Here is a 15,919-nt window from a genome sequence, read left to right on the forward strand (position 1 = left end):
AATGTTCAGCGCAAGGAAGGCTGGATGGCCTCGGCGTCGAGCCCCGTTCCGCGCCATGCGCCGTCGACGGACAGGACGGCCTCGCGCAGCCGGATCGAATACGGATGTCGGGGGGCGGCGAGGACCTGTCGCGCATCGCCGGCTTCCACCACCTCGCCGGTCTGCATGATGATGAGGCGGTCGCTGATGTAATAGGCGGTGGCGAGGTCGTGGGTGATGTAGATGATCGACACCCCGAGATCGTCCCTCAGCATGCGGAAGAGGTTGATCACGGTCATGCGCAGCGAGGCGTCGATCATCGAAACCGGCTCGTCCGCCACGATCAGCGAGGGGCTGGACACGAGCGCACGGGCGATGGCGATGCGCTGCAGCTGCCCGCCCGACATCTCGTGCGGAAAGCGGCCGCTGACCTCCGCGAGCGACAGGCCCACCTTGTGCAGCGCGTCGTCCACACGCGTCTCGCGCGCCTCCTTCGTGCGGCAGCCGGAGAAGACCTCGGCGGCGGTGTAGAGATAGCGGTCGACGGGCTTCAGCGGGTTGAAGGCGTCGAACGGGTTCTGGAAGATTGCCTGGACGCGGCTCATGAAGGCCACCCGGTCGCGCCGGCTGCGGATGTGGGCAAGGTCGCGCCCCTCGAAGCGGATGCTCCCGCCGGTGGGCCGGGCCGTGTTCAGGATCATGCTGGCGAGCGTCGACTTGCCGCTGCCGGATTCGCCGATGATGGTGAAGACTTCGGGCCGGTCGGCATCCAGCGAGAAGCTGACGTTGCGCACCGCGCGCTTCATGCGGCGCGAGAACAGCCCGCGGCCGGCGAAGGTCTTGCTGACATTGTCGACATCGAGAAGGTTCGGCTTCACGGGCGTACCTCCTCCATCGCGGGTGCCACGGCATCGGGCGATGCCGTGACGACGTGGCAGGCCACCCGGCGGCCCGGGGCGACGGCAACCATGGGCGGCGCCTCCCGGCGGCAGATGTCGATCGCCAGTGGGCAGCGCGGGTGGAACCGGCAACCGCTCAGCGGCGCGGCGAGATTGGGCGGCGAGCCTTCCAGTCCCTTCTTCGGCGTGTCGTCGCCGATCTGCGGCAGGCTCGAAATGAGGTGACGGGTATAAGGATGCAGCGGCTGGCGGAAGAGATCGCGCGTGCGCCCCTCCTCCACTAGCCGGCCAGCATACATGATGCCGAGCCGATCCGTCAGGTTGGCGTGCACGGCCATGTCGTGTGTGACGAACAGGACCGAGGAGCCGAGCTCGCGCTGGATGCCCCGAAGCATTGCAAGGACGCCCTTCTGCACGATGACGTCGAGCGCCGTGGTCGGCTCGTCGGCGATGATGAACTCCGGCCCGCAGACCGTGGCCAGTGCGATCGCAACCCGCTGGCGCATGCCTCCCGACAGCTCGTGCGGATAGGCGTCGAGCACCGATCTTTCGAGATGCAGGCGCTCGAGGTGACGCCCGATGCGCTCGGCAAAGGCTGCCCCCTTCTCGGGCACGTGCGGCAAGGCGAAATCGGTGAAGGAGTGCCGGATCCGCCGTACCGGGTTCAGCACGCTCATCGAGCCCTGCATGATGTAGGATAGGCGCTTCCAGCGGATCTCGCCCAGTTCGCGCGGGGTGAGGCGATAGATGTCGCGCGTTCCGTCGGAAAAATTGAAGCACACCGACCCCGTCTCGACCGCCAGCGGCGGGCGGATGGCGCCGGCGATGGTCTTGATCAGCGTGCTCTTGCCGGAGCTTGACTCGCCAGCGAGCCCATAGATCTCATTGCGGCCGATGGCGAAGGTGACATCATCGACGGCCCGCACCTCGCGGTCGATGCCGAAGAGCTTGAGTCGGTAATAGGCCTTGAGGCGGTCGACCGACAGGAGCGGGATTGCCGCGTCGTCCTCGGCAGCGGCGGATGCGGCCGCAGGGTGCAGCAGGGTCATGCCTGGCCTCCCAGGCGGCTGAGGCGGCTGCGCGGATCGATGTATTCGTTCATCGAGATGGCCAGCAGGAACAGCCCGATGAAGAGCAGCACCACGAGGGCGATGGGAAAAGCCACCCACCACCAGATGCCGGACACGAGCGCCGTGTGCTGGTTGGCCCAGTAGATCATACCGCCGATGGTCGGGGTGTTGATGTCGGTGAAGCCGAGCACCGACAGCGTCACCTCGATGCCGATCGACCAGTTGATGTTGTTGAGCGTGGTCGAGAAGACGATCGGCAGCACGAACGGCAGATGCTCCTGCCAGACGATCCGGCCGGTGCCCATGCCCGAGAACACCGCCTGGCGCGTGAATTCGCGCGTGCGCAGGCTCATGGCGATAGAGCGGATGAGGCGCGCGTCATATGCCCAGCCAAGCAGGGCGACGATCAGCGCGAGCAGGCCCCAGGTCATCTGGTCGCGCATGATGAAGTAGAAGAGGACAAGGATCGGGAAGAGCGGGATGACGACGAATGTGTCGTTGAGCGACATGAGCACCCGGTCGACCCAGCCGCCGCGATAGCCGGAGACGAGGCCGACGCATAGCGAGATGACGCGGCTGATGACGGCCACCACGATGCCGAACAGCAGCGTGTTGCGGATGGCGAAGGTCAACTGCCAGAAGACGTCTTGGCCGCGCGAGGTGGTGCCGAACGGATGTTGCCATGATGGCGGCAGGTCCGGCGGCACAACATAGACGTCGAGCGGCGGATAGGGCGAGAAGAAGGAACTCGCGGCGACCGCCACGACGATGAGGACGAGCAGCAGTCCGGTAGCGAATTCCTTGTTGTAGTAGAACAGGTCGCGCAGGACCTTCAGCGTGTTCATCAGGCTGCCTCCACGCGCGGATCGATCAGGGGATAGAGGAGGTCGATCAGGAGGACCATAGTTGACACGCCAAGGATCGAGATGGTCGTGATGCCGAGAACGAGGCTGTAGTCGCCGGCATGGACCGCGCTGATGAGGAGCGAGCCGATGCCGGGATAGCCGAAGACCTGCTCCGTGATGATCGCGCCGTTGAAGATGGCGCCGAGCTGGAGGGCAAGGCCGGTGACTTGGGGGCCGATGGCATTGCGCATCACGTAGTGCCGCAGGATCTTGCCGCGCCGGACGCCGGCAAGTTCCGCATAGGTGACGTAATCTTCCGTAACGATGTTGGAGACCAGCGAGCGCATGCCCATGAACCATCCGCCGATGCCGGCCGCCATGAGCGAGAGCACGGGCAGGATGGAATGAATGACGACGTCGAGCGCGAAGCCGACGACGTCGGTGCGGTCGGCCGCCATCGAGGCCCCGCCGCTGATCGGGAGGATCGGCCACAGATAGCCGAAGGCGAGCAGCATCACGAAGGCCACGACGTAGTAGGGAACAGGGTGCAGCCCCGCGGTGACGACGCCGAAGGCCCTCAGGACGCGGTTCTCGCGATAGTAGCCGGCAAGACCGCCAAGCAGGTTGCCGAGGAACCAGGTGAGCAAGGTCGATACGAGCAGCAGCCCGACCGTCCAGGGCAGCGCCCGCAGGATGAGTTCCGAGACCGGCGTGGGAAAGGCCGAGAGGGATGGCCCGAAATCACCCACCAGCACCCGCTGCCAGAACGACAGATACTGCTGCCACGGCGAGCCCTCGAGCCCGTAGAGCTCGCTGAGCGAGCGGCGCATCATCTCGATGGCTTCAGGGCTCGTGCTGCCGTAAGCGGTCGCCGCCGAGATTGTCTGCTCGACCGGGTTGATCGGCGTGCTGTGGGTCACGACGTAGGCGATGTTGATGCCCACGAAGACCACGACGGCGAACTGCAGCAGACGTTTCGACAGATAGGTCAGGTAAGGCTTCATGGACCATCCCTCGGCGCTGTCCGGGACGGGCGCTGGCCCGTCCCGCTTGCCGTCACTTGCCGGTCGGCTTCAGCCTGACCATCATGGCGCGTGAGTTGCCCCAGTTGGGGACGGGATTGGCGTATGGGTCCTCCGCCGTCGGGTAGCCGGTCCAGTAGGTCTCGTCCATGGCCGTGAAGACGTTGTAGGCCATGAGCGGGATGATCGGCATCTCGCGCACCATGAGCTTCACGTACTCACGGCCAAGCTCGACGGTGCGGGGATCGTCGAAATCAATCCGGCGCACCGCCTCGATGATCCTGTCAAGTTCGGGACTCGCCCAGCGCTGCCAGTTGCGCGGCGACTGGGTCTTGCCGGCCGGCGCGACGAACTGGGAATGCCAGCTGTCCAGGAAAAACGACAAATCGGGGTGGCCTCCGTAGGTTTCGACACTCCAAGAGATCAGGATCTCGAAGTCGCCCGTGTTGCGGCGGTCGAGCATGGTGCCCTGCGCAACCTCGGTCTTGGCATCGATGCCGAACTGGCGCCATTGCTGGACGATCATGGTGCCGGCCCGCGTCAGGATGGGGCGCGTCTCACCCTCGACCATCACCTTGACGGAGAAGGGCTTGCCGTCGGGCATGTACCAGCTGTTGCCCCGCTTGGTGAAACCCGCCTTCTGTAGGAGTTCCGCTGCCGCCTGCGGATCGGCCTTCCACCAGCCGTAGCCGAAGGCCCTGTCGATCTCGGCCGGATCCGTGGGGATCTGGTCCCCCATGCTCGGCCGAAGCATATCGGCGATCTGCGCGCCGATGGTCGGATCATAGGGGCGGATCTTGCGCTTGCCGGTATCGAGCTCGAACGACGCCAGCCAGTCCCGCAGGGGAACGTGATAATCCTCGGGATGGGTGCCCGTCGGCGGGATGGCGATCGGCGACAGCGTCGCCGCACCCCGGTAGGCCGCCATGGAAACCGCCTTGATGTCGATGAGCATCGCCAGCGCCCAGCGCACGTCACGGTTCTGGAAGGCGGGATTCTGCATATTGAAGATCACTGACGGCAGCGTCGGATCGGGATGCGCGAAGGGGAAATTCTTGAACCAGGTCTTCAGGCTGTCCGACTGCTTGGTGAGCGTGAACATGCCTTCAGGCGCGATGTCGTGCACCACGTCGAGGTTGTGGTTGAGCTGGGCGATGACGCGCTTGTCCGGCGGGCCGGGATCGACATAGGCGGCATAGGTGGGGCCGGGCTCGCCGTAGCGGCCAAGCGTCGTGCGCTGCCAGTCATCGCGCTTCTGCCAGATGTACCATTTGCCGTTCGGGTCGAAGCTGTGAAGCTTGTAGGCGCCCAGCGAAACCGGCGGGTTGAAGTCGAACTTCAGCGGGTCGCCCGCCTTTTCGAAGACATGCTTGGGCATGATCCAGATGGCATTGAAGCGTACCGTGAACAGCGCATGGAAGCGCGAGTTCGGCTTCTTCAGCTTGAAATGCACGGTGTGCGCGTCGGGCGCCGAGACGCGCTCGACATTGAGCGAAAGCAGCGCGCTCCAGCGCATGCCGGGATTCTTGATCTGCGACTCGACGGTGTAGACGACATCGTCGGCGGTGAAGGCGACGCCGTCGCTCCAGTAGATGTCGGACTTCAGCTTCACCGTCATTTCGGTGAAGTCACTGTTGTAGATCGGCTTCTCGGAGGCGAGCGAGTTCTCCCACGGCCCATCGAGACCCCGCTCGGGATCAATGTACCAGAGGGTGTCGAGGGCGAGCTGGTGCAGGCCCGTGAACTGGCCGCCGGCGTTCAGCGTCCAGATGTTGAACCAGCCCGGATTCTTGATGGTACCTTCGGGGTTCTCGAGGATGATGGTCTGGGATCGCGGCACGCCGGGTACGGTAACCTGGGCGAACGCCGTTTCGGCCTGCAAGGTCAAGCCACTCGCGCCGAGGAGCAGCCCGGACGCGAGCGAAAGCATGCGCAGCATGTGCATGGGTGTTTCCTCCACTGCCGTATTTGGCTTTTTCTTTGAGTTAACACCGCAGGAATTGCATTGGTCAACGAGAACCTGATATATATCCGAACTTACGATTAAAATAGCGCCCATCCATCGGGGCGAGAGAACGGCACGATGAGCGATTTCAAGAGGAAGTTCCTGACCCTGTTCGCGTCGGAAAGCGGCGAGACGATCCGCGCCCTCGCTTCCCCGGCCAGGGTGCGCGCTCTCAAGCTCCTGCGCGAGCACGGCGCGCTCAATGTGAACGAGATCAGCGAGGCACTCGACCTGCCACAGTCCACCGTTGCGACCCATATCCAGGTGCTCGAGCGGGCTGGCCTCCTGGAGACGGAGACGAGGAAGGCCTCCAAGGGGCAGCAAAAGGTCTGCTCCGTTCGCTACGACGAGATCATCATCCGCCTCGACGACCAGGATGCGCTCGCCGGCAAGGATTACGTCGAGGTCGCGATGCCGATCGGGCTCTACACCGGCTGCCAGGTGACCGCGCCCTGCGGACTGTGCTCGACGGACAGCGTCCTCGGCGTGCTCGACGTGCCCGACTTCTTCCTCGACCCGCAGCGGATGAACGCCTCGCTCGTGTGGTTCAGCCGCGGCTATCTCGAATACAAGTTCCCGAACAACGGCAAGGTCCTGGGAGCGGAGATCGACCGCCTCGAATTCATCATGGAGCTGTCGTCGGAAGTGCCGGGCACCAGCCTTGACTGGCCGTCCGAAATCAGCCTCTGGGTCAACGACGTCAAGGTCGGCAGCTGGATCTCGCCGGGCGATTTCGGCGACAAGAGGGGCGTCTATACCCCCCAATGGTGGAAGCTCGAAGGCTCGCAGTACGGCAAGCTCGTCACCTGGCAAATCAACCGCAACGGCACGTCGGTCAACGACGTGCAGATCTCCTCCGTCTCACTCGACCAGCTCGGGCTGGACATGCACCATGGCATCCGCATGCGCATCGGCATCGATGACAACGCGCGCCACCCCGGCGGGCTGAACATCTTCGGGCGCGGCTTCGGCAATCATGACCAGGACATCATCATGCGCCTGCGCCTGAAGCCGCCGGCAGAAGCCGGGGCATAACCCCTCATCACACCGAAGCCTCTGGACGAGAACCCGCACCGGGCGGTCGGATCCACCTTGCAGGCGCCACGCCGCAGAGTTCGCCGTCGACATCACGCCCGCCGGCCAAGGCTCCAGGTGCTTGTGCCAGCACAAAGAGCCTGCCGTCCCGCAAGCTAGTTTCCAAACGATCGTGCGCGGTCCCCGCTACAAGCGACGCCGCGCGCCTGATCTCCCGATCTAGCGAGAGAGGACGCGTGATGGCTGACAGCCTCACCAAATCGGCGGCGAGGAACGTCTTCTATGGCGGCTCGCTGTTCTTCTTTGTCATCTTCGTCGGCCTGACTGCCCACAGCCATTACTTCATGGTCAATACATCGACCGACAAGGCGGGGCTGACGGATGCCGTAGCGCGCGGCAAGCACGTGTGGGAGAAGCACTCCTGCATCAACTGCCACACCCTGCTCGGCGAGGGCGCCTATTTCGCCCCCGAGCTCGGGAACCTCTGGGACCGCTGGGGCGGCACGGAGGATCCCGAAACGGCGCGCGAGATGCTGAAGGCGTGGATGCAGTCGCAGCCCACGGGCATCGAGGGCCGGCGCCAGATGCCGCAGTTCAACCTGAGCGACCAGGAACTCAACGACCTTGCCGATTTCCTCGAATGGACGGGCCGGATCAAGACGCAGAACTGGCCGCCCAACAAGGCCGGCTGAGGAGTGCCGACAATGCGATACGAATCCCAGAAGGTGGCGCTCATCTATTTCTATGGCGCCCTCGTGCTCTTTCTCGCCCAGGTCAGCTTCGGCGTCGTCGCCGGAACGATCTACGTGCTGCCCAACACGCTCTCCGAGCTGCTGCCCTTCAACATCGTGCGCATGATTCACACCAACGCGCTCGTGGTGTGGCTGCTGATGGGCTTCATGGGCGCGACCTATTACCTCCTGCCGGAGGAGACGGAGACCGAACTCTACAGCACCGGCCTCGCCAAGCTGCAGTTCTGGCTCTTCTTCGTCGCCGCCGGTATCGCCGTCGTCGGCTATCTCTTCCGCATCCACGAGGGGCGCGAGTTCCTCGAGCAGCCCTTCGCCATCAAGGTCGGCATCGTCGTCGTCGCCCTCATCTTCCTCTTCAACGTCACCATGACGGCGCTGAAGGGCCGCAAGACGGTGGTGACGAACATCCTGCTCTTCGGCCTGTGGGGTATGGCGCTGTTCTTCCTGTTCGCCTTCTACAACCCGGCGAACCTCGCGCTCGACAAGATGTACTGGTGGTACGTCATCCACCTGTGGGTCGAGGGCGTGTGGGAGCTGATCATGGCCTCGGTGCTGGCCTTCCTCATGATCAAGCTCAACGGCATCGACCGCGAGGTGGTGGAGAAGTGGCTCTACGTCATCGTCGGCCTCGCCCTCTTCTCCGGCATCCTCGGCACCGGCCACCACTATTACTGGATCGGCGCGCCCGGCTACTGGCAGTGGATCGGCTCGCTGTTCTCGACGCTGGAGGTCGCGCCCTTCTTCACCATGGTCGCCTTCACCGTGACCATGACCTGGAAGGCCGGGCGCCGGCACCCCAACCGAGCCGCGCTGCTATGGTCCGTCGGCTGCTCGATCATGGCCTTCCTCGGCGCGGGCGTGTGGGGCTTCCTGCACACGCTTTCCTCGGTCAACTACTACACCCACGGCACCCAGGTGACGGCGGCGCACGGGCACCTCGCCTTCTACGGCGCCTATGTGATGCTCAACCTCGCCGTCATGGCCTATGCCTGGCCGCAGCTGACCGGCCGGACCCCCTACAACCAGTGGCTCTCCATGGCGAGCTGCTGGCTGATGAGCACGGCGATGATGGTAATGACCTTCGCCCTCACCTTCGCCGGCGTCATCCAGGTGCACCTGCAACGGGTGCTCGGCGAAGGCTACATGGACGTGCAGGACCAGCTGGCGCTGTTCTACTGGATCCGCCTCGGCTCCGGCGTGGTCGTCGTCGTCGCCGCGCTGATGTTCGTCTGGGCCGTGCTGGTGCCGGGCCGCGAGCGCACCGCACCTTCCGGCGGCACGCTGCAGCCCGCCGAATGACCGGACGGGGCGGCACGAGCCGCCCCTTCCCTTCGCTTTCCCGAACAAAGGGCCCTCCCATGCTCCGCGCACTGGACACCGCGCCCGTCCCGGCCGTTCCCTACTACGTGGCGGCGGGCAACGAATGCACGCTCTTCGCCCACGCCCACCGCAACCGCCTGCCGGTGCTGCTGAAGGGGCCGACCGGCTGCGGCAAGACACGTTTCGTCGCCCACATGGCGGCGGAGCTCGGCCTGCCGCTCTTCACCGTCTCCTGCCATGACGACCTCGCGGCGGCCGATCTCACCGGCCGCTATCTCCTCAAGGCAGGCGAGACGGTCTGGGTCGACGGCCCTCTGACCCGGGCCGTGCGCGAGGGCGGCATTTGCTACCTCGACGAGGTGGTGGAGGCGCGCAAGGACGTCACCGTGGTGCTGCATCCCCTCTCCGACGACCGGCGCATCCTGCCGCTGGAGCGCACGGGCGAGGAGCTCGCCGCGCCCGACGGCTTCATGCTCGTCGTCTCCTACAATCCCGGCTATCAGAACCTTCTGAAGGCGCTGAAGCCGAGCACACGCCAGCGCTTCGTCGCCATCAGCTTCGACTTCCTGCCACCGGAGCGCGAAACGGCCGTCGTCGCGGCCGAGAGCGGCCTTGCGGAAGGCAAGGTACGGCCGCTCGTCAGCCTCGCCGGCCGGCTGCGCGCCCTCAAGGGCCAGGATCTCGAGGAAGGTATCTCGACGCGTCTCCTCGTCTATTGCGCGACGCTGATTGCCGCCGGCATGCCGGCCGAGGAGGCCGTGACCGCCACGATGATCGAGCCGCTGACCGACGAGCCCGACGTGCGCACCGCGCTCGCCGAAATCGCCCGCGCGACACTGGGCTGACCGCCATGCTGGACTTCCTCGAGCTCGAAGAGACTGTCGGCCGTGCCTGGCATCGCCTCGTCGGCGACGCGGCGAGCTACCGACGTCACCCGGAGGCGAGCGTCGGCCTCGAGGAGGTGCGCGGCGCGCTCGCGGTCTTCTTCCGCGGCCTCGGCGGCGAGGCGGGCGTGCAGCTCGCCGCCAGCGCCGGCCGCACTTTCCATCACCGCCTGACGCTGCGCCAGCGCGTCGGCATGGCGGATGAACGGCTCGAGCAGCCGCGGCGCGATACGGGCTCGCTCGTCCTGCCCGCGCGCATCGACCTGCTGCCGGAAGCGCGCCTCAACCGCGCGCTCTATTTCTGGCTCGCGGCCTATGGCGTGCACATGTCGCTCGCGCCGGTCAACGAGGCCGATCCCCTGCGCCGCGATCTCGCCGTCCTCCTGCGGGCGCGCGATACGGTCGGCCGCGTGCTTTCCGCCCAGCCCGGCCTCGTGACGACTTATCGCGACCTCTGCGAGGCGCTTCTCGCCGTGCGGCCCAGCCGCCCCCTGCCGGCGGTGGAGCGGGAGGTCGAGCGTCTCGTCCACGCCCTGTTGACCGGCGAGACGCCGGAGGCGCTCGACGAGGTGGCGCACAGCCTGGCCCAAGGCAGCGTCCATGCGCCGGCAAACTATCAGCCTTTCCTGCCCGTTCCGCTCTGGGTCGATGCCGCCGCGCGGCCGGCCGAGGCGACACCGAGCGCCGACGAGCCGGCCCGCAACGGCCTGCTCGCGCCGGTGGTCGACCTACGCAAGCGCCTTGCCCGGCGGCGCGAGGCGGATGCCGCGCAGCGGCGCGATCCCTTCGTGCTCAACCGCTTCGAGAAGATGCTCGCCATCGCCGAGATGGTGAACGTCTCGCGCCCGTCGGACGGCGACGAGGACGAGGAGGCCGAGAAGGCCGCCGACGATGTGGAGGAGCTGACGGTCTCGCGGCGCCAGCCGGGCCGGCCGGCCGCGCGCTTCAAGTTCGACCTCGACCTGCCGCCCGAGGCGGTGGACACGGCGGCCCTGGCTGGCCTCAACACCTATCCGGAATGGGACTACACGCGCCGCGCCTATCTTCCCGGCCATTGCCGGGTGCTGGCCGGCACCGCGCGCGAGGAGGGCGAGCGGTGGACACCGGACGAAGCCGCCCGCCGGCGCATCCGGCGCGTACGCCGCCAGTTCGAGGCACTCAGGCCCCGGCGCGAGACGCTGCGCGCCCAGCTCGACGGCGAGGACGTCGACATCGATGCGCTCGTGCGCTCGATCAGCGAGATCCGCGCCGGCGGCGAGGGCTCGGACCGGCTACACCTCATGAACCGGCCGCTCGGCCACGATCTCGCGGTGACGCTGCTCGTCGACGTGTCGCTGTCAACCGATGCCTGGGTCGATGGCCACCGCGTCCTCGACGTCGAGAAGGAGGCGCTGCTGACGCTCGCCCACGGCCTCGCCGCCTGCGGCGACAATGCCGAGATCCTCACCTTCACCTCGCGGCGACGCTCCTGGGTGCGGGTCGAGACCGTCAAGGGTTTCGACGAGCCCATGGGCTCGATCGTCGAGCGCCGCATCGCGGCCCTGAGGCCTGGTTATTACACGCGCATCGGCGCCGCGTTGCGGCACGCCAGCGCGCAGCTCGCCAAGCGCCCGAATCGCAAGCGCCTCCTCATCGTTCTGACCGACGGCAAGCCGAACGACGTCGACCACTATGAAGGCCGCTTCGGCCTCGAAGACACGCGCCGTGCCGTGCGCGAGGCGCGGCGGGGCGGCGTCGCCGTCTTCGGCGTAACCGTGGACCGCGAGGCGCAGTCGTATTTCCCGGCCATCTTCGGCCGGGGCGGCTATGCCATTGTCGGCCGGATCGCCCGCCTCCCGGCAGCCCTGCCGGCCATCTACCGTCAGTTGATGCGTTAGGCCTTGGCCGCCACCAACGGACATGAGCAGGAGAAAGGAGGACACGGGCAAGGAATCGCGACCGGTCCGTCCGACCGCCTCACCGGCCATGACATGGATCAAAGGCGTGGTCCGGCTGTTACGGCACGCTGCCGAGGCTGGAAATCATTCCCGCTGGGGACCGCCTTGACAGGCACATGCAGCAATGTTGTCATCATTACATTGTAAAAAAGAAAAAATGCCTCGGCCTTTCGCAAGGCCGTGCAGTTGTGCCGGAGGAGACAATCGTCATGCCTGATCGGCAGGAGCCGGCCACGACGGAAACAGTGCCAACCCCCTCGCGGCGGGAAGAATTCTCCGCCTTCATCATCCTTGCCATCCTGATCTGGCCGGTTCTGGCCGTCGGCATTGTCGGCGGCTACGGCTTCCTCGTATGGATGTGGCAGATCGTCTTCGGCCCGCCGGGCCCTCCGCATTGAGGAGGCCAATCGTGAGCGAGGCACCGAGGCTCGACAGACGCAGCTTCCTCAGGGGGCGGATCGCCCCCCGGCCCGAAGCCGTCCGGCCGCCCTGGTCGCGCGAGGCCACGATCACCGCCGCCTGCACGGCCTGCGGCGCCTGCGCCACGGCCTGCCCGCAACACATCTTCACGCCGGACGCCGACGGCCGCCCCGCGATCGCCTTCTCCAGCGAATGCACCTTCTGCGGCGCTTGCGCCGAAGCCTGCCCAGAGCCGGTGTTCGACGTCGCCGCACCGGCCTTTCCCCACGCGGCGGCCATCGGAGCGCAATGTTTCGCGGCGCGCGGCATCATCTGCCAGAGCTGTGGCGACGCCTGCCCGGAAGCGGCGATCCGCTTCCGGCCGCGCCTCGGCGGCCCGGCCCTGCCGGAGATCGCGAGCGACCGCTGCACCGGCTGTGGCGCCTGCATCGCCGCCTGCCCGGCCGCGGCGATCACCACCCACGTTCCGGCGGAGGCGGCCCATGCCTGAGCCCGCCGTGCCCGATCCCGTTACGCGTGAGCCCGACACGACCCTTCATATCTCGAGCGCCGTGGTGCGCACCCTGCCGGACCGCTGCGCCGAGGTGGTGAAGTGCGTAGGCGCCCTTCCCGACACGGAGATCCATCACGTCGCGGACGGCAGGATCGTCGTGGTGATGGAAGGGCCGGACAGCGCCACCCTCGGCGGGCGCCTGGCGACGATCGCCACCTTCGACGGCGTCCTGTCCGCCAATCTCGTGTTCGAGCAGATCACAACCCTTGCAGACCTTGGAGAATCGCCATGACGCTCTCGCGGCGAGACATGTTGAAGGCGCAGGCCGCCAGCGTCGCGGCCATGGCAGCCGGCATCCACACGGCCGCCGCCCAGCCGGTCATGGGCGGCGTCGAGACGCTGGAGATCCAGTGGTCGAAAGCGCCCTGCCGCTTCTGCGGCACGGGCTGCGGCGTCATGGTGGGCGTCAAGGAAGGCAAGGTCATCGCCACCCACGGCGACGTCAAGGCCGAGGTCAACCGCGGCCTCAACTGCATCAAAGGCTACTTTCTTTCCAAGATCATGTACGGCGCCGACCGGCTGACCCAGCCGCTGCTGCGCAAGAAGGGCGGCGTCTACGCCAAGGACGGTGATTTCACGCCCGTGACCTGGGACGAGGCCTTCGACGTCATGGCCGCCAAGGCCAAGGAGGTCCTGAAGGCCAAGGGGCCGGAAGCGGTCGGCATGTTCGGCTCCGGCCAGTGGACGATCTGGGAGGGCTATGCGGCGACCAAGCTGATGCGCGCCGGCTTCCGATCCAACAATCTCGACCCCAACGCCCGCCACTGCATGGCCTCAGCGGCCTATGCCTTCATGCGCACCTTCGGCATGGACGAGCCGATGGGCTGCTACGACGACATCGAAGCCACGGACGCCTTCGTGCTGTGGGGCTCGAACATGGCGGAGATGCACCCGATCCTGTGGACGCGCATCGCCGACCGGCGTCTTGGCCATCCGCATGTGAAGGTGGCCGTCCTCTCCACCTTCACCAACCGCAGCGCCGACCTCGCCGACATTCCCATCGTCTTCAAGCCGGGCACGGACCTCGCCATCCTCAACTACATCGCCAACCACATCATCACGACCGGGCGGGTGAACGAGGATTTCGTCGGCAAGCACACCACCTTCGTCAAGGCCGCCACCGACATCGGCTACGGCCTGCGCGACGACGACCCGCGCGAGGTCGAGGCGCGCAAGGCGAAGGACGTCACGGCGATGGAGCCGACCGACTTCGAGACCTTCAAGCGCTTCGTCGCCGACTACACGCTCGAGAAGGTGTCGGAGCTCTCCGGTGTCGAGCCCGGCTTCCTCCGCGAGCTCGCCGAGCTCTATGCCGACCCCGCCCGCAAGGTCGTCTCGCTGTGGACCATGGGCTTCAACCAGCACGTGCGCGGCGTGTGGGCGAACCAACTCGTCTATAATCTGCACCTGCTGACGGGCAAAATCTCCGAGCCGGGCAACAGCCCCTTCTCGCTGACCGGCCAGCCTTCAGCCTGCGGCACGGCCCGTGAGGTCGGCACCTTCGCGCACCGCCTGCCGGCCGACATGACGGTGGTCAACCCCGAGCACCGCAAGAAGGCCGAGGAGATCTGGCGCATCCCGCACGGCATCATCCCGGAGAAACCCGGCTACCACGCCGTGCAGCAGGACAGGATGCTGCACGATGGCAAGCTCAACTTCTACTGGATTCAGGTCAACAACAACCTGCAGGCGGCGCCGAACAGCTCGAACGAGACCTATCCCGGCTATCGCAATCCCGAGAACTTCATCGTCGTCTCCGACGCCTATCCGACGGTGACGGCGCTTGCCGCCGACCTCATCCTGCCCGCGGCCATGTGGGTCGAGAAGGAAGGCGCTTACGGCAACGCCGAGCGGCGCACGCATTTCTGGCACCAGCTCGTCAATGCGCCCGGCGAGGCGCGCTCCGACCTCTGGCAGATGATGGAATTCTCCAGGCGCTTCACGACCGACGAGGTATGGCCGGCGGAGATCCTCGAGCAGAACCCCAATTACAAGGGCCTGACGCTGTTCGACGTGCTGTTCCGCAACGGCAACGTCGACCGGTTCCCTCTCGCCGAGCTCGATCCGAACTACGAGAACGTGGAGGCCAGGCACTTCGGCTTCTACGTGCAGAAGGGCTTGTTCGAGGAATATGCGGAGTTCGGGCGTGGTCACGGGCACGACCTCGCGCCCTTCGACACCTACCATAAGGAGCGCGGCCTGCGCTGGCCGGTGGTCGACGGCAAGGAAACCCTGTGGCGCTACCGCGAGGGCTACGACCCCTATGTCGAGAAGGGCAAGGGTGTCGCCTTCTACGGCAATCCGGACGGGCGCGCGAAGATCGTCGCCGCGCCCTACGAGCCGCCCGCCGAAGTGCCGGACACGGAGTTCGACCTGTGGCTCGTCACCGGCCGCGTCCTGGAGCACTGGCATTCCGGCTCCATGACCATGCGGGTGCCCGAGCTCTACAAGGCCTTCCCTGGCGCGCGCTGCTTCATGCATCCCGACGACGCGCGCCAGCGCGGCCTCAACCAGGGGGCCGAGATCCGGCTGATCTCGCGCCGCGGCGAAATCCGTACGCGCGTCGAGACGCGCGGGCGCAACCGCATGCCGCCCGGCGTGGTCTTCGTGCCCTGGTTCGACGCGAGCCAGCTTATCAACAAGGCGACGCTCGACGCCACCGATCCCATCTCCAAACAGACGGACTTCAAGAAATGTGCGGTCAAGGTCGTTCCCGTCTGAACCCGCCGGCCAGCGCCTTCCGCGCCGGGCTCGCCGCAGCCTGCCTCGTGCTCTTCGCGGGCGCCCTCTCGGCCGCGGGCGAGGCACCGCAGATCGTGCCGCGCCTGACCGGCGAGGCCGCGCCGATGAGCGAGGTGAAGGCCCCGCCGCTGGCGCGTCCGATCGTCGATGACGTCAAGCGCATGCGCAACTATCCCGAGCAACCGCCGGTGATCCCCCATTCCATTGAGGGTTACCAGCTGACGCTGAACACCAACCGCTGCCTGTCCTGCCACAAGCGGGAGTTCACCGAGGGCTCCGGCGCGCCCATGATCAGCATCACGCATTTCATGGACCGGGACGGGCAGGTGCTGTCCGACGTCACGCCGCGGCGCTACTTCTGCACCCAGTGCCACGTGCCGCAGACCGATGCGTCGCCGCTCGTGCCCAATCTTTTCCAGGACGCCAGCAAGCTCGGCGGACAACGATAAGGGGCTG

Annotated in this window: 15 protein-coding genes; 10 read left to right on the forward strand and 5 right to left on the reverse strand. The window is 66.3% G+C overall.

What is annotated here, in order from left to right; translation table 11 throughout:
- Positions 1 to 5: 5 nt before the first annotated feature.
- Genes ASC46_RS07565 through ASC46_RS07585 form a run of 5 tightly spaced genes read right to left on the reverse strand, consistent with a single transcriptional unit; the run spans position 6 to position 5,754 of the window.
- Complete coding sequence (locus tag ASC46_RS07565) at positions 6 to 857, reverse strand: ABC transporter ATP-binding protein (RefSeq protein ID WP_055458684.1); 852 nt, start codon at positions 855 to 857, stop codon at positions 6 to 8.
- Positions 854 to 1,927 (reverse strand): ABC transporter ATP-binding protein, encoded by a 1,074-nt coding sequence (locus ASC46_RS07570; protein ID WP_055458685.1) that lies wholly within the window; start codon positions 1,925 to 1,927, stop codon positions 854 to 856. The genes ASC46_RS07565 and ASC46_RS07570 overlap by 4 nt, the downstream gene beginning before the upstream one ends.
- Complete coding sequence (locus ASC46_RS07575; RefSeq protein ID WP_055458686.1) at positions 1,924 to 2,793, reverse strand: ABC transporter permease; 870 nt, start codon at positions 2,791 to 2,793, stop codon at positions 1,924 to 1,926. Before ASC46_RS07575 ends, ASC46_RS07570 begins: the two co-directional genes overlap by 4 nt.
- A complete protein-coding gene (locus ASC46_RS07580) occupies positions 2,793 to 3,797 on the reverse strand; it encodes an ABC transporter permease (protein WP_055458687.1) in 1,005 nt (334 codons plus the stop codon). Before ASC46_RS07580 ends, ASC46_RS07575 begins: the two co-directional genes overlap by 1 nt.
- Before the next feature lie 52 nt (positions 3,798 to 3,849).
- Positions 3,850 to 5,754, reverse strand: a complete 1,905-nt coding sequence (locus tag ASC46_RS07585; RefSeq protein ID WP_055458964.1) for an ABC transporter substrate-binding protein — start codon at positions 5,752 to 5,754, stop codon at positions 3,850 to 3,852.
- 144 nt (positions 5,755 to 5,898) lie between these two features.
- Here ASC46_RS07585 and ASC46_RS07590 point away from each other — a divergent pair, with 144 nt between their 5' ends.
- The 10 genes from ASC46_RS07590 (at position 5,899) to ASC46_RS07635 (ending at position 15,912) form a co-directional block, all read left to right on the forward strand.
- Positions 5,899 to 6,855 carry an ArsR/SmtB family transcription factor gene (locus tag ASC46_RS07590; RefSeq protein ID WP_055458688.1) on the forward strand — a complete coding sequence of 319 codons (957 nt, stop codon included), beginning with the start codon at positions 5,899 to 5,901 and terminating at the stop codon, positions 6,853 to 6,855.
- A gap of 239 nt (positions 6,856 to 7,094) precedes the next feature.
- Positions 7,095 to 7,547 carry a c-type cytochrome gene (locus ASC46_RS07595; protein ID WP_055458689.1) on the forward strand — a complete coding sequence of 151 codons (453 nt, stop codon included), beginning with the start codon at positions 7,095 to 7,097 and terminating at the stop codon, positions 7,545 to 7,547.
- A 12-nt stretch (positions 7,548 to 7,559) separates the two neighbouring features.
- Positions 7,560 to 8,906 (forward strand): cbb3-type cytochrome c oxidase subunit I, encoded by a 1,347-nt coding sequence (locus ASC46_RS07600; protein WP_055458690.1) that lies wholly within the window; start codon positions 7,560 to 7,562, stop codon positions 8,904 to 8,906.
- A gap of 59 nt (positions 8,907 to 8,965) precedes the next feature.
- Positions 8,966 to 9,772, forward strand: a complete 807-nt coding sequence (locus ASC46_RS07605) for a CbbQ/NirQ/NorQ/GpvN family protein (RefSeq protein WP_055458691.1) — start codon at positions 8,966 to 8,968, stop codon at positions 9,770 to 9,772.
- A 5-nt stretch (positions 9,773 to 9,777) separates the two neighbouring features.
- Positions 9,778 to 11,688, forward strand: a complete 1,911-nt coding sequence (locus ASC46_RS07610) for a nitric oxide reductase activation protein NorD (RefSeq protein WP_055458692.1) — start codon at positions 9,778 to 9,780, stop codon at positions 11,686 to 11,688.
- 269 nt (positions 11,689 to 11,957) lie between these two features.
- Positions 11,958 to 12,146: a periplasmic nitrate reductase, NapE protein gene (napE, locus tag ASC46_RS07615; protein WP_055458693.1), complete on the forward strand. Its 189-nt coding sequence runs from the start codon at positions 11,958 to 11,960 to the stop codon at positions 12,144 to 12,146.
- Between the two features lie 11 nt (positions 12,147 to 12,157).
- A complete protein-coding gene (napF, locus tag ASC46_RS07620; protein ID WP_055458694.1) occupies positions 12,158 to 12,658 on the forward strand; it encodes a ferredoxin-type protein NapF in 501 nt (166 codons plus the stop codon).
- Positions 12,651 to 12,953 carry a chaperone NapD gene (locus ASC46_RS07625; protein ID WP_055458695.1) on the forward strand — a complete coding sequence of 101 codons (303 nt, stop codon included), beginning with the start codon at positions 12,651 to 12,653 and terminating at the stop codon, positions 12,951 to 12,953. Before napF ends, ASC46_RS07625 begins: the two co-directional genes overlap by 8 nt.
- Positions 12,950 to 15,442, forward strand: a complete 2,493-nt coding sequence (napA, locus tag ASC46_RS07630) for a periplasmic nitrate reductase subunit alpha (protein WP_055458696.1) — start codon at positions 12,950 to 12,952, stop codon at positions 15,440 to 15,442. Before ASC46_RS07625 ends, napA begins: the two co-directional genes overlap by 4 nt.
- On the forward strand, positions 15,415 to 15,912 hold the full coding sequence (locus ASC46_RS07635; RefSeq protein ID WP_055458697.1) for a nitrate reductase cytochrome c-type subunit: 498 nt from the start codon (positions 15,415 to 15,417) through the stop codon (positions 15,910 to 15,912). Before napA ends, ASC46_RS07635 begins: the two co-directional genes overlap by 28 nt.
- Positions 15,913 to 15,919: the final 7 nt, after the last annotated feature.

This window comes from Chelatococcus sambhunathii, assembly GCF_001418005.1.
GTDB classification, from domain to species: Bacteria; Pseudomonadota; Alphaproteobacteria; order Rhizobiales; family Beijerinckiaceae; genus Chelatococcus_A; species Chelatococcus_A sambhunathii.